The sequence below is a fragment of the Nitrincola alkalisediminis genome, from assembly GCF_009821115.1.
GTDB classification, from domain to species: Bacteria; Pseudomonadota; Gammaproteobacteria; order Pseudomonadales; family Balneatricaceae; genus Nitrincola; species Nitrincola alkalisediminis.
In genome coordinates this window covers 360,269-373,569 of sequence record NZ_VYTY01000001.1, presented here as the reverse complement: position 1 = coordinate 373,569, position 13,301 = coordinate 360,269, and the positions used below count along the sequence as shown (strand labels likewise).

The 13,301-nt window shown below is 48.7% G+C and carries 11 protein-coding genes; 3 read left to right on the top strand and 8 right to left on the bottom strand.

Going from position 1 to position 13,301, the window contains the following annotated elements; genetic code table 11:
- Nucleotides 1–27 precede the first annotated feature (27 nt).
- From F5971_RS01730 to F5971_RS01705, 6 genes are all read right to left on the bottom strand, one after another.
- Nucleotides 28–957: a DHH family phosphoesterase gene (locus F5971_RS01730; RefSeq protein ID WP_036506799.1), complete on the bottom strand. Its 930-nt coding sequence runs from the start codon at nucleotides 955–957 to the stop codon at nucleotides 28–30.
- Nucleotides 958–1,109: 152 nt separating this feature from the next.
- Nucleotides 1,110–2,039 (bottom strand): bifunctional methylenetetrahydrofolate dehydrogenase/methenyltetrahydrofolate cyclohydrolase FolD, encoded by a 930-nt coding sequence (folD, locus tag F5971_RS01725; protein WP_051513909.1) that lies wholly within the window; start codon nucleotides 2,037–2,039, stop codon nucleotides 1,110–1,112.
- Nucleotides 2,036–2,902: a formyltetrahydrofolate deformylase gene (gene purU, locus F5971_RS01720; RefSeq protein WP_036506797.1), complete on the bottom strand. Its 867-nt coding sequence runs from the start codon at nucleotides 2,900–2,902 to the stop codon at nucleotides 2,036–2,038. Before purU ends, folD begins: the two co-directional genes overlap by 4 nt.
- A gap of 134 nt (nucleotides 2,903–3,036) precedes the next feature.
- Complete coding sequence (locus F5971_RS01715) at nucleotides 3,037–3,837, bottom strand: PAS domain-containing protein (RefSeq protein WP_051513907.1); 801 nt, start codon at nucleotides 3,835–3,837, stop codon at nucleotides 3,037–3,039.
- Nucleotides 3,834–4,514, bottom strand: coding sequence for a response regulator (locus tag F5971_RS01710; protein WP_036506794.1), 681 nt, complete (start codon nucleotides 4,512–4,514; stop codon nucleotides 3,834–3,836). The genes F5971_RS01715 and F5971_RS01710 overlap by 4 nt, the downstream gene beginning before the upstream one ends.
- Nucleotides 4,511–5,638 (bottom strand): ATP-binding protein, encoded by a 1,128-nt coding sequence (locus F5971_RS01705; RefSeq protein ID WP_193493675.1) that lies wholly within the window; start codon nucleotides 5,636–5,638, stop codon nucleotides 4,511–4,513. The genes F5971_RS01710 and F5971_RS01705 overlap by 4 nt, the downstream gene beginning before the upstream one ends.
- A gap of 340 nt (nucleotides 5,639–5,978) precedes the next feature.
- Here F5971_RS01705 and F5971_RS01700 point away from each other — a divergent pair, with 340 nt between their 5' ends.
- From F5971_RS01700 to F5971_RS01690, 3 genes are all read left to right on the top strand, one after another.
- The gene (locus F5971_RS01700; RefSeq protein ID WP_036506790.1) at nucleotides 5,979–7,346 is read left to right on the top strand and encodes an NAD(P)-binding domain-containing protein; all 1,368 of its coding nucleotides are present in this window, start codon (nucleotides 5,979–5,981) and stop codon (nucleotides 7,344–7,346) included.
- Nucleotides 7,347–7,433: 87 nt separating this feature from the next.
- Entirely contained in the window at nucleotides 7,434–9,758 is a 2,325-nt protein-coding gene (locus tag F5971_RS01695) for a trimethylamine N-oxide demethylase (protein ID WP_193493673.1), read from the top strand.
- Nucleotides 9,759–9,885: 127 nt separating this feature from the next.
- On the top strand, nucleotides 9,886–11,703 hold the full coding sequence (locus F5971_RS01690) for a methyl-accepting chemotaxis protein (RefSeq protein WP_193493671.1): 1,818 nt from the start codon (nucleotides 9,886–9,888) through the stop codon (nucleotides 11,701–11,703).
- Nucleotides 11,704–11,729: 26 nt separating this feature from the next.
- On the opposite strand, the gene F5971_RS01685 is transcribed toward F5971_RS01690, so the two are convergent.
- Together F5971_RS01685 and F5971_RS01680 are read right to left on the bottom strand one after the other, a co-directional pair.
- On the bottom strand, nucleotides 11,730–12,056 hold the full coding sequence (locus F5971_RS01685) for a DMT family transporter (protein ID WP_193493669.1): 327 nt from the start codon (nucleotides 12,054–12,056) through the stop codon (nucleotides 11,730–11,732).
- A 77-nt stretch (nucleotides 12,057–12,133) separates the two neighbouring features.
- Nucleotides 12,134–13,264, bottom strand: coding sequence for an aminomethyl transferase family protein (locus tag F5971_RS01680; protein ID WP_193493667.1), 1,131 nt, complete (start codon nucleotides 13,262–13,264; stop codon nucleotides 12,134–12,136).
- Nucleotides 13,265–13,301: the final 37 nt, after the last annotated feature.

Below are 13,301 nucleotides of genomic sequence, written 5' to 3'. Positions count from 1 at the left end.
ATATCCAGGTTCGCGGGTTCTCAAACATCAACCATCCGCATTGATTTTGACAATCATTTCCTGAAGCTTAGCTTGCGCTTCATCATTGCCCACTTGGCATGTTCCAGCATTGAGGTGCCCACCACCGCCGTAGGCAAGGCAGAGTTCGCCCACATTGGTTTTCGAGCTGCGATTTAGAATGGATTTCCCTACGGCAAACACCGTATTTTGTTGCTTCAATCCCCACATAACATGGATTGAAATATTGGTATCCGGATACATGGCGTAGAGTGTAAAGCGATTCGTCGCGTAAATCGTTTCTTCATCACGCAGATCGACGACGACCAGGTTCTGGTAAATCCTGCAGCAACGTGTCAGCTGCTCTCTGGCTTTTTCAGCATGGTCAAAGTAAAGATCCGTTCGCTCTTTCACATCCGGTAACGCTAAAATCTCGGTGATCGTATGGTTCCGGCAATAATCGATCAGTTGCATCATCAACTGATAGTTTGAAATTCGAAACTCTCTAAAACGCCCCAATCCTGTGCGGGCATCCATAATAAAGTTCAGCAACACCCAGTCTTGCGGATTCAACACTTCGTCTTCACTAAATTGAGCCGCATCGCCTTTGTCAACGGCCTCCATCATTTCATCCCAATGCACGGGAAACGCATCATGACCACCGTAGTATTTCCAAACCACGCGTGCTGCAGATGGAGCATCTGGATCAATAATATGTTGTTCAGCGCGATCTTTATTGCGCAGTGTTTCACTTAAATGGTGATCAAACGCCAAATGACAGCCAGGGACATAGGGTAAATTGGTGGTAATGTCCTTGCCCGTAATATCAATTTTACCGTCCTGCATATCTTTTGGATGGACAAAAAGAATGTCGTCAATCAAATCGAGATGTTTAAGCAGCGCAGCACACACCAGTCCATCGAAATCACTACGGGTTACAAGGCGGAATTTTTCTGACATTGGAAACGTCCTAAAGGCAAGGTTGAGTTCAGTCAAAATACTAGACGCAAACCCAGCACGGCTTGCCGAGTTTACGCCGTCTTGAAGGGTATTAACCTTATGCCAAATGCTGTCAACTAACAACTCCTTAAAGCGATTAAAACGCAGCTTCTTTAAGGAGATTCTCTCGATCCGTCCACCCTATTCATGGATACGAGCGCGTGTTGCCTTTGTGCTGCCTCCACCGTGTTCGACATAAGCATGGCAATGGTCATGGGGCCCACGCCACCAGGAACTGGCGTAATCGCTTCGACGCTATCCCACACGTCCGCATAGTCGACATCTCCTACCAAGCGTGTGCTGCCGTCTTTTTCGACACGATTAATACCGACATCGATAACAATGGCTCCTGGCTTAACCCAGTCTTGTTTGATCATTTCCGGACGCCCCACAGCCGCAACCAGAATATCCGCCATTTGACACAAAGACTGAATATCACGAGATTTTGAATGAACCAGCGTCACCGTACAGTTGGCTTGCAAAAGCAAAGCGGCCATAGGCTTACCCACTATATTGGAGCGCCCAACGACGACCGCATGCATTCCTGACATATCAGAACAAACATGCTTTAACAAACGCATACAACCGGATGGCGTACAGGGTTGTAACACGGATCGCCCTTGACTCAAGCCACCCACATTGGAGCTGTGAAACCCGTCCACATCTTTAATCGGCTTGATGGCTTCCAGCACTTTAATTTCATCAATCCCCTTAGGAAGCGGCAACTGCACAAGAATCCCCTGCACCTTTGCGTCCTCATTCAGGGACTCGATCAAGGATAACAACGTCTCCTCTGACGTGTGTTCCGGAAGATAATGCTCAACAGACAGAATGCCGACGTCGGCAGCACGCAGAAGTTTGTTTTTCACATAGACTTGGCTCGCGGGATCCTTCCCGACGAGCACCACGGCTAAGCATGGCTGAACACCCTGCGCTTGCAGCTGACTCACTTGCTCTGCCACCTCTGACAATACTTGTGCGGAGATGGCTTTTCCATCAATTCGTTTATCAGTAGCGAGAATGGCTTGTGTTTGACTGTTCACCGGAAAATCACCGTTTTATCTTGATTAAGGAATACGCGATACTGTAAGTGATATTTTACCGCTTTTGACAGAGCAACCGTTTCGGTATCGCGACCAATATTAACTAAATCTTCAGGTTTGTAGCCATGATCCACGCGCTGAACCTCTTGTTCAATAATTGGACCCTCATCTAGATCGGAGGTCACATAGTGCGCCGTTGCGCCAATCAATTTGACACCGCGATCAAAGGCTTGATGATACGGCTTTGCGCCTTTAAAGCCCGGTAAAAATGAATGGTGAATATTAATGGCTCGACCCGACAGTTTTTTACACAGATTGTCAGACAAGATTTGCATATACCTTGCCAGCACCACTAAGTCTGTCCGGCTTTCTTCAATAATTTTCATTAACTCCTCTTCTTGTTGGAGCTTGTTTTCTTTCGTCACTGGCAAGTAAATAAAACGAATGCCTTCCCTCTCCGCCATAGGGCGCAAATCCAGATGATTCGACACGATGGCCGTAATCGTCATATCCATTTCACCCTTATGGTATCGATACAATAAATCAGCCAAACAGTGGTCGAACTTACTGACCATTAACAGCACACGCATGGGTTGATCGCTGCTGTGCAACTCCCAACTCATACTAAACTTTTTAGCAACATCGACAAATCCTTGCTCAATGACGGCAATATCGCCTTCAAAGCCTTGATTAAAACGAAACACCGCGCGCATAAAAAAGGTGCCACTGAATTCATCGTCAAATTGTGACATTTCGCTGATGTAGCCATTATTTTCAGATAAAAAAGAGGCAACAGCTGCAACAATACCTGACGTGGCCGGGCAGCTAATCTTAAGAATGTAGTGATTTTGATCATGTTGCATGGTGAGCCCTCAATTGTAAGTCATCGCTAAATATAAAATTATCTACAGGAATAAAATATTCTTAAATTCACTTTATAGGTGATAGCAACCCTCCAGTCAATACTGATAGGAAATATATTATCCTTATGGGAATATTATAGAGATTGCTTCACGTCCATAATCATTCCTTCGATCCCTAACACTTCTCCGTTGTTTGCATAAATGCCACTGCCGCGCTCATGAACGGTTTTTAACTGCCCATTCGCACATATCAAGCGATAATTCACTTGAAAAGGAAGACGCTGATTCAATCCAATTTGAACGGCAGACCAGACAGCCTCTTGATCATCAGGGAAAATAAGCGAATCAAATGTCACCTCTTGGCTGTCGACCAACTGCTCTGGCCGAAAGCCGGTCAAATGAACGGCCCCCTCACTCACGTACTCCATGGTCCAATGCCGATTATTGCGACAGCGATAAATCATCATGGGCAAGCCATCCACTAAATTACGCAAGCTGCGATGACGTGCCGCCAATTGCTGCTGTTGATGAACCTGATGCGTTGCATCATCCAGGGACACCATAAAACCCTGTGGATTGCGTCTCAATTTTACTTCGAGCCATCTGCGCTCACCCGATGGCATTAAACCGCGTAGCTGCAGGTGTCGCCAACTGCCTTTAGGCTCTGAACGTAATTGCGACAAGGCTTCCTGCCAACGAGGGCGATCTTCAGGATGAAAAAAGCCCGCATGCGAGCGATAAATGCCATTGCGATAGGGATAACCCATGAGCTCCTCCCATCCTTTATTCAGCTCTTGTATCGCACCGTCTACATCCAACTTGGCTAAGGCCAAGGGCAGATACTCGAAATCCTGATTCAGCTGTGCATTCACTCTTCCGAACAAACTCGCCATTTTCTCGTACCCTTGGTCCAAGTGCGCCATTAGCTTTTTCATCCCACTTGCCTCTCTGACGAAATGCCCCTTTCCAAAAAACCGCATCGATGCGCCCAAGCCGCTAACTCCAGTCGAGAATGCAGATTCAGTTTGCTCAATAAATGTTTCACGTGAATTTTGACCGTGCCATCACTGATTCCTAAGGCACGTGCAATCAACTTATTGCTCATGCCCTCGGCGATCAACCTCAGGGTTTGACACTCGCGCTCGGTTAACTCCACCTGATCGACGCACTTTCCCGCCACTTGACTTAAAGATGCACGCCCCGAATCGTGCAGTTGCATCTTAGGGTCCAAGAGTAAGCACTGTTTAGAACAGCTCATTAATTGTTGGACCAGTGCTTCTGGCTCCGTGTGTTTTAATAGGTAGCCATCGGCTCCCATGCTTAACGCCATCAGCAAGTCCGCTTGTGCATCCGACGCTGTTAACACGATGATCAGAGCATCCGGCAAACAGGCTTTGAAACGCTTGAGTGCCTGCATGCCTCCCATCCCGGGCATATGCAAATCGAGTAACACAATATCCGGTATCAACGCCTCCGCTAGCGTCAAGCCCTCCTCTGCTGAGGCAGCCGTCCCCAGAACAACAAAACCTTCGACGGCATTCAATAATTCGGCCAACCCTTGGCGCATCAAGGCATGATCATCAATCAACAATAAGCTCAGGGGTCGGCTCATAACGCTCTCCAGAGTAACTTAACGCGTGTACCGCGTGTTGCCTTCGACTCGATACTGAGTTGAGCGGGTATTGTGTTGGCGCGCTCTCTCATCATTTTTAAGCCAAAATGACCTTCCTGCTTTTCGGCATCTTCAGATAAGCCGACACCATCATCTTCAACACACACCTCAAAACGCTGATCTTTAAGCATCATGAGCGTGATCAAAACATGCTGGGCATGTGAATGACGGACGACATTAACCAAGGCCTCGCGCAGGATATGCATCACTTGCAATTCGGTTTCGGCCCGCATACACCCCACGGGCAAGCGGTTATCCAATTCAAATACGCAGCGACTTTGGCGAGAAAATTCATCCACTGCCGCTTCTAACGCCATATGCAAACTTCGACCTTCTAAGGTTAACCGAGACAGGGAGATTAGCTCACGTACCTGTCGGTGTGCTCGTTGTACATTGTGCCGAAGATCCTTAAGCATATGGCTCGCCTCAGCGGCTTGCTCTGGGTTTTCGATCACGCTCGCCAGGCGACTCATGCGTATTTGCAAATAGCTAAGCTCTTGCGCCACAGAGTCATGCAGCTCTCGCGATAAAAGCGCCCGCTCTTCCATCAACGCCGCCTCACGACGCTGGCGCTCATCCAACACTAGACTGAGCGTCTCACTCAAAACCTTACCGACTTCCCGTAATTGTCGCTTTTGTGCCGTTCGTGGCGAATGCAAAAACTCCATCACCAGCACCCCCTGCCCACCGTGCCCATCTCGCACCCCACAGGCCAACCGATGCTTGCCCATACGTATGCAGGGAATGCAGGTATTCAACTCACCGACATCAGGCCAGTCACCTTGAGGCGACAGATAAGGACAGTTTAGGTGCGGATGACAAAGTCCCTCTCGTCCCACCTTAGTTAGCGTTTTTTCCGTTTGCAACATCAAGGTTGCTCCTGATGATTTCAGCTGCACCTCCAATCCTTCCAGCCAAACGGCGAGCGCTTCGTCTAAATTCACATGCCGCAAAAGACCCAGCGGTAAATCAACCAGCCAAGGATGCTGCGGCTTATCCTCGCTCTGACTTCGCCCCCAAGCAGACTTGATGACGTTCCACTTTGCGCTTATCTCAAATGGCATCCTGACCTCGACTCTGGGTTAAACAGTCACAGGTGGTAGCAATTTTTATGCCCTTACGCAGGCCGATTTAACTGAGATTTTAACGACCAACTCTAAACCATTAAGAAATTTAGTTTCTTTACAGTAAAAAACATATCCTCTCAGATTCCTCCTTTTTAAAGGTCAATTCTGTCGCACTTAAACGGAGCAATCCTGCCTTGGATGCCTTGAGATAGTGCCACAGGGCCATTTTTCAGGGCTATATCTCAAAAGAGATAGCCACAAGAGGAGAGTTTCAGCCGCCAAAGACGAGGTTAGGATCGAGCCTATGTTTGAAATCATCTAGAGTTTGGAGAGCAACATGAGTAAACGTGTCGCGATTATAGGCGCAGGCCCATGCGGTCTTGCACAACTACGAGCCTTTCAATCTGCTGCCAGTCAGGGCGCAGACATTCCAGAGCTAGTCTGTTTTGAAAAGCAGACGGATTGGGGCGGGATGTGGAACTACACCTGGCGAACAGGTGTTGATGAGAATGGCGAGCCTGTGCACGGCAGCATGTACCGCTATTTATGGTCAAACGGCCCGAAAGAATGCCTAGAGTTTGCCGATTACACTTTTGATGAGCATTTTGGCGGACCCATTGGCTCTTACCCCCCGCGTGAAGTCCTGTGGGACTATATCAAAGGCCGCGTCGAAAAAGCCGGTGTCCGAGACTATATACGTTTCAATACAGTTGTCAGACAGGTCACCTATGATGACACATCCAAAACCTTTACGCTGACTGCTCACGATCATACTGAGGATCGTGTGTATTCAGAAACCTTTGACTATGTCGTCAACGCCTGTGGCCATTTTTCAACGCCCAACGTCCCCTACTTTAAAGGGTTTGAAGCCTTTGGTGGCCGTATCCTGCATGCGCATGACTTTAGAGATGCGCTTGAGTTCAAAGATAAAGATATCTTGGTGGTTGGCAGCAGCTATTCAGCTGAAGACATCGGGTCTCAATGTTACAAATATGGCGCTCGCTCCATCACCAGTTGCTATCGCAGCGCGCCAATGGGTTATAAGTGGCCAGAAAACTGGGAAGAAAAACCCCTGATTGATCGGGTTGAAGGTCACCAGGTTTGGTTTAGCGATGGCAGTCATAAAACAATTGATGCCATCATTCTCTGCACGGGCTATAAGCACCATTTTCCATTTTTAGGGGATGACCTCAGCTTAAAAACCAACAATCGTCTCTGGCCGTTAAAGCTCTACAAGGGTATTTTTTGGGAAGACAACCCGCAGTTTCTCTATTTGGGCATGCAGGATCAATGGTACTCCTTCAATATGTTTGACGCGCAAGCCTGGTATGCGCGAGATGTCATCTTAGGGCGCATTACACTCCCCAGCAAAGAGGAAATGATCGCCGATAATTTAGCTTGGCGAGCCAAAGAAGAAACCTTGGAAACCGCGCAAGAAATGTTTGAGTTCCAAGGCAGCTACATTCAAGCCTTAATTGATGCCACCGACTATCCCAGCTTCGACATCTCAGCTGTCAACAAAACCTTTCTGCAGTGGAAGAAAGACAAATATGAAGACATCATGGGCTATAGAAATAAAACCTATCGCTCACTCATGACAGGCACTCAAGCCACGCCACACCATACACCTTGGCTAGAGGCACTGGATGATTCACTGGAGGCCTACCTAAAAACCGAGGCGGCTCCCTTAAAGTCGGCAAGCTAACCGACGTCAACGCTCTTCAACGCTGGCTTTGTCGTGGGATGGCTGATCCAGCCGACAAAGCCGCGTCATTGAAATCAGGATTTCAATATGAAAAAACCCCTTGCCACCCAATTGCATGAGCCCGCGCTTTTCGCAAGATCCACTCGGGTACACACCCAGAGCCTTGTTCCGGGCAAAACGCGTATTCTGTTACTGGAGGCCGGTGATCAGCTTACGGTTGTGAATGTTGAAGGTAACCAACAAGCCGAGATCCTAGCGTTGAATGAACAAGGCCTCTGTGCGCTAGAGAGTCTAGGGCTTTCAAACAACACTCCAAACAACACCTTACATCAAAGCCTTTCAACCCATACAGACTGTCCAGATGCATTCAAAACGCTCATCCAGCAATTGAACCCACTACCCTGCTCCGTCAATCTTTGGGATGAAGCTCTCCCAGCGGGTTACAGGCTTACATTAATTGCTTCTGACAAAATGTGGATTGTGCTAAGCATCCCTGACTGTAAAACCCCGGTTGACTCACAGGCACGTTCCAGCGAACTGGAACTCATATTGACGCGATTGGACGCACAGGCGCTGCCGACATTGCCTTCCCCCCTGGGTGAGGTGGTGAATGAATTTACGCTGCACCCCGGAACGGCAAGGGCCTACCCAGTCAAAGCGGGCGAATACATACAAGTCATCGATGTGGCTGGGCGTCAATGCTCGGACTTCGTTGCCTTTGATTTCACCGCCCTCAATCAAGGTCAATGCGTTGAGCTAGACCCTACTGTCACTCGAACACTCAACGGTCACGCTTACCCAGGGCCCGGACTTTTCAGTAAATTTTTTGATCAACAGATGCAACCCATGCTGGAAGTGATTCAAGACACCGTTGGACGCCACGACTCCTTTGCCCTTGCTTGCACAGCGCGCTATTACGAGAGTATGGGCTACATGGGACACGACAATTGCAGTGACAACATCAACCATGCCCTTCAGCCCTTTGGCATTCCATCTAAACCGGGCTGGCCAGCCATTAACTTTTTCTTCAACACCCAGATCAATGAACATCAACAAATGACGTTGGATGAACCCTGGTCCAGACCGGGTGATTATGTGCTGCTACGCGCACTTAAAGACCTGCTCTGTGTCAGCACTTCCTGTCCCGATGACATAGACCCTGCCAATGGCTGGATGCCGACGGACATTCACATTCGTCTTTACTCAGCACAGGAGCATTTTAGTCCCGCTATGAGCACTCGCACGCTACCCAATTCAGAACCCGTCCTCACTCGCAAGAGTGGTTTTTACCCTCACTTGTCTGCCCTGACACAACACTTTACTGAATACAGGGGCTGGTGGCTGCCCACCCACTTTAACGGCTATGGGAGCCTGCAAGAATACTACGGCTGCCGAGAGCGAGTCGCCGTGATGGATCTGTCCGCTTTACGCAAGTTTGATATTTTGGGACCCGATGCAGAAGCCTTGCTCAACTACTGCTTAACCCGTGATATTCGTAAACTTGCCGTGGGTCAGGTGGTGTATTCGGCCATGTGCTATGAACATGGAGGCATGCTGGATGATGGCACCCTCTTGCGTTTGGGCCCTGATAATTTTCGTTGGATTTGCGGTGAGGACTACGCTAGCATCTGGCTAAGGGAACAAGCGGCTAAACTCAACATGAAAGTCTGGATTAAATCGGCGACGGATCAAATTCATAATCTTGCCGTACAGGGTCCATTGAGCCGAGAACTCTTAACGCAACTGATTTGGACCCCTGCGACACAACCGTCGGTGACAGAGTTGGGCTGGTTTAGACTGACGATAGGACGTTTAAATGACTACAACGGCTGTCCCCTCATGGTCACCCGAACCGGTTATACGGGAGAGCTGGGGTATGAAATCTGGTGTCACCCCGATGATGCCACAGCCCTGTGGACTCAACTTTGGGAAAAAGGAAAACACCTAGGGCTTGTGCCGTTGGGCTTGGAGGCGTTGGACATGCTGCGCATTGAGGCCGGACTTGTATTCGCAGGTTATGAGTTTTGTGATCAAACCGACCCCTTTACAGCAGGCATAGGTTTTTGCGTCCCCTTAAAATCAAAGCAAGATGAATTTATTGGCCGAGAAGCCTTACTGGCGCGCCAAGCTCACCCTCAGCACAAACTGATGGGCTTGCGTATTTTGGGCAATGAAACGGCGCATCATGGTGACCGCGTCTATCAAGGGCGTGCACAGGTCGGTATTGTCACCAGTGCCACCCGCTCCCCAATCACAGGTCAAAATATCGCACTCTGCCGCCTTGATGTTCGATACTGCACACTTGGTACGCCTTTACAGTTAGGTAAGCTTGATGGGCACCAAAAACGCCTTGAGGTCGAGGTCTGTGCACCCATTTTTTACGATCCTGACAAAACACGTGTTCGCAGCTAGCCACAAATACGTGTTCATCTGTGAATACTCAATAGACAAGGACGTCTGCTGAGCCTCCTGTATGTATTTCAGTGATATGGCATATAACCTGCATAAATCTGAGCATTCAGATGGCTGGAGGGTCAACATGCCTTTATTCACGTTTCGGAAATCACCTTCAAACGATGCTGACGCATGGAAAACAGCCCTATTAACGGGTGATATAGAGAAAGCCCTGCAACTCGAAAATGGACAAATGCCAGCCTCTCTTTATGAACGTTTAACCCAGTCTCAAGCGCACATAAATACGGCATTGCCCCCAAATCCTGCACCAGATCTCCTTAAACGGCTGTCAGGTTTGCAGTCGCATGCACAAAAGGCCCTTGCTCAAATTGAAAATACCTTTTCTGAAATTGCATCAAGAACCCAAGAGCAACTGACCTTTTTATCCCATACACGCGGTTTTTTATTGGATAGCAGCAAAAGTGCAGACAATATCCGCATTGAAATGAAGCAAGAGCTGGATCAGACCCACCATTTTTTTACCAATGAGCTTTCCGAACTCATGGTGACAATACACGAACGAACGGAAGCGTCGCGCTCAGTAATTGATGACATCGACAGCATCGGTCGAACGGTTCAACTCCTGTCCCTGAATGCGGCTATCGAAGCGGCGCATGCTGGAGAGTCGGGCAAAGGCTTTGCCGTTGTCGCTCACGAAATCCGAAACCTTGCGCTGCGCACGCAAGAAAATGCACGACAAGCCTATGCCGAAATGGATTTGAGCCAATTGAGGGATCAACTGAGTCGACTGCTGACAAGTTCAGAATCTCGTCTAAATGAACTCAGCCAAGGGGTGGCACAATCCTTAACCACGCTGCATGAATTGTTTGATGCCATGAGCAACTATATAGGTGAAATTGAGGCCAACAACCGCATTATCGACAGCGGTCTTAGTATCGGAGTAGCCGCCGATAAACACTTACGCAACCGAGTTCAATGGAGCCAGGGTCTACTGAAAGACATGCAATCGGTTTATTCAAAAACGCAATTATCTCAACAACAGGCACTTTTTCAACGCTTACTGAATGAAGAGAAAATCCAAGCCGATCCCAAGTTTGATCGATTAGAATCCATTCTCAAAAAACGTGAGATACGCATCGCCATTGAGCCGCAATTTATAGGGGTGTCGTTTAGAGATGCTCCCGGCCAGCCTTTAAAAGGGTTGGATGCAGATTTAGCTCAAGCCTTTGCTAAATCCTTGGGGGTCAAATGTGTGTTCGTGGAGTATCCCTGGGATCGTTGCTTGGAGTTATTGGAAGCCGGTCCCAATAGACGGGAGGCAGAAGTGGATCTTGTGTGGAGCGCACTACCACCAATGCCCGGCTATGACAGTGTCGCCTTTTCCGATCCTTATGTATTTTTACCCTATGTGTTGGCCAAACGCACCGGCGATGATCGGATCAAGTCTCTACAAGACTTAAAGGGAAAAGTCTTAGGCTGTATTAATGACCCAGCGGCCATTTCGGTTCTGGAAGAGCAAGGCCTGCGCTGGCAAGCCAATCGCAACAAACCCGGTGGACGTATTGAGCTTTCAAACCTACTGGCCTACAACGACCAAAGCCTCATTCATGACTGCCTGGCCCAAGGTGTGGTCGATGCCTTTGCTGTTGACCTTCCTATCTACTACTGGGCCTGCAAAGGGGAAACCAGTCCATGGCGTGGAAAAATTGAAGTTATCCCGGGCAATATCAGCTCAGGACTCTGGTTTTATTGTGCAGCGGTTGCCAATCACCCCAGCAGTTACGCTTTACTCAAACGCATTAATCGCTTCATTGGAGATTACCGTCAAAGCAAAGACTATCAAGTGCTACTCAACACTTGGCTGGGACAAAGCTTTAACGATCCTAATTGGACATTCGACAAAGGCGTTAACCAATTAAAAGACCTTGAGCCGACAGGCTGAAGGTCTTCAATGGACACGAACGTTGATCAATGTGCTGGGGAAAAAAACTTCAGTCCAACAATGCCCATCGTAATCATAAGCAAGCAGAACATCTTGGCAAAAGTGGCAGCCTCGCCCAGCACAGTCATACCGTAAATCGCCGTGCCAATGGCCCCTATTCCGACCCAAACCGCATAGGCCGTCCCGATTGGAACCGTCCGAACCGATAAGGCCAATAAGTACATACTCAGGCAGATGAAGAAAATGCAATAAAGCGAAGGCCAAAGGCGTGTAAACCCTTCGGTTTTCGGAATTGCCGCGGCATAGCAAATCTCACTAATACCCGCCAATATTAAAAACCACCATCCGGTCATTTGACCTCCTATTGATTATCCAGCGCGCTCCAAACACACAAACCCCTTAGATAAGGGGTTAAAGATCCAGCGACGGCTTAGCCTTTTGCCGTTCGCTTCAGCTTTTCTGGATCATCAAAGGGTAAGGTGTGTGCGATGGCATTTGCATTCAAGCTCCCGCGAACTTCCAAGGGAACACCCTGCTCAGCATAAGGCACATGTAGACGTGCGATCGCCATCGACTGATCGGTTAAGCGCGAATACATGGCACAGGTAATAATCCCCACTTGCCGACCATCCGCCCACAGCGCATCACCTTCAGCCGCTGCAACCTTGGCATCCAGCAACACACCAAAGATTTTAAAGCGCTCTTTACCTTGCAAGCGCCTGTGCTCTGAGCCTCCCCGGAACTCACCCTTGGTGGGGGACACTGTAAAATCAAGACCCAGTTCCCAGAGCGTATCACCGGCAGGCTGATCAACAAATGGGTATTTTTCTGAATTATCGTAGGGATAAAACAATAAATAACTTTCAACACGCAACCAATCCAGTGCGGTGAATGCGCAGGGAACCACACCGTAGGCCGCGCCTTTCTCAAGCAGAGTGTCCCAAATCAATGGCGCATCGGTTGCTTTGCAAAAAATCTCATAGCCACGCTCACCAGTGTACCCTGTGCGTGAAATCATCACAGGGCAATCAAATAAGCGAGTTTGAATATGATGGAAATAAGGCAAGTCACGTATTCCTGGAACACACTCGGCCAATAACTCGACGGCTAAAGGCCCTTGTAAGGATAAATCATGGAGATCATCATCAAACAACACTGCCACTTGACGTCCTTGTGCAGAGCGAACCAACATTTCATGGCCGATGCCCGCACCGTGAACCACCATAAACGCATTTGGGCCTGTCCTATAGATCACACAGTCGTCAACAAACTTACCCGCTTCGTTTAAAAAGGTCGCGTAGACCGACTTTCCTGGGTACACCTTCGAAATATCGCGGCTCGTTGCATACTCCAACAGGGATTCTGCGTGAGGGCCGACATAATGTACCTTTTTCAGTCCCGATACATCCATCAATCCGGCACGTGTACGAATCGCTTCATGCGCATCTGCCAGATCCGTGTCATAGGTCCAGGCAGTGCCCATGCCATTCCAATCTTCTAACTTAGACCCCAGTGCTCTATGCCGATCGGCTAATGCCGACGTCCGCCAAGAATTTGCCATTGTTTAGACCTCAGTCATGTTTATGTGTAAGTAAGTC

Excerpts from the sequence above, each read along its gene's own strand:
- F5971_RS01730 (WP_036506799.1), bottom strand. The coding sequence starts at position 957 with ATGTCAGAAAAATTCCGCCTTGTAACCCGTAGTGATTTCGATGGACTG.
- purU (WP_036506797.1), bottom strand. The coding sequence starts at position 2,902 with ATGCAACATGATCAAAATCACTACATTCTTAAGATTAGCTGCCCGGCC.
- F5971_RS01715 (WP_051513907.1), bottom strand. The coding sequence starts at position 3,837 with ATGAAAAAGCTAATGGCGCACTTGGACCAAGGGTACGAGAAAATGGCG.
- F5971_RS01710 (WP_036506794.1), bottom strand. The coding sequence starts at position 4,514 with ATGAGCCGACCCCTGAGCTTATTGTTGATTGATGATCATGCCTTGATG.
- F5971_RS01705 (WP_193493675.1), bottom strand. The coding sequence starts at position 5,638 with ATGCCATTTGAGATAAGCGCAAAGTGGAACGTCATCAAGTCTGCTTGG.
- F5971_RS01700 (WP_036506790.1), top strand. The coding sequence starts at position 5,979 with ATGAGTAAACGTGTCGCGATTATAGGCGCAGGCCCATGCGGTCTTGCA.
- F5971_RS01695 (WP_193493673.1), top strand. The coding sequence starts at position 7,434 with ATGAAAAAACCCCTTGCCACCCAATTGCATGAGCCCGCGCTTTTCGCA.
- F5971_RS01690 (WP_193493671.1), top strand. The coding sequence starts at position 9,886 with ATGCCTTTATTCACGTTTCGGAAATCACCTTCAAACGATGCTGACGCA.
- F5971_RS01685 (WP_193493669.1), bottom strand. The coding sequence starts at position 12,056 with ATGACCGGATGGTGGTTTTTAATATTGGCGGGTATTAGTGAGATTTGC.
- F5971_RS01680 (WP_193493667.1), bottom strand. The coding sequence starts at position 13,264 with ATGGCAAATTCTTGGCGGACGTCGGCATTAGCCGATCGGCATAGAGCA.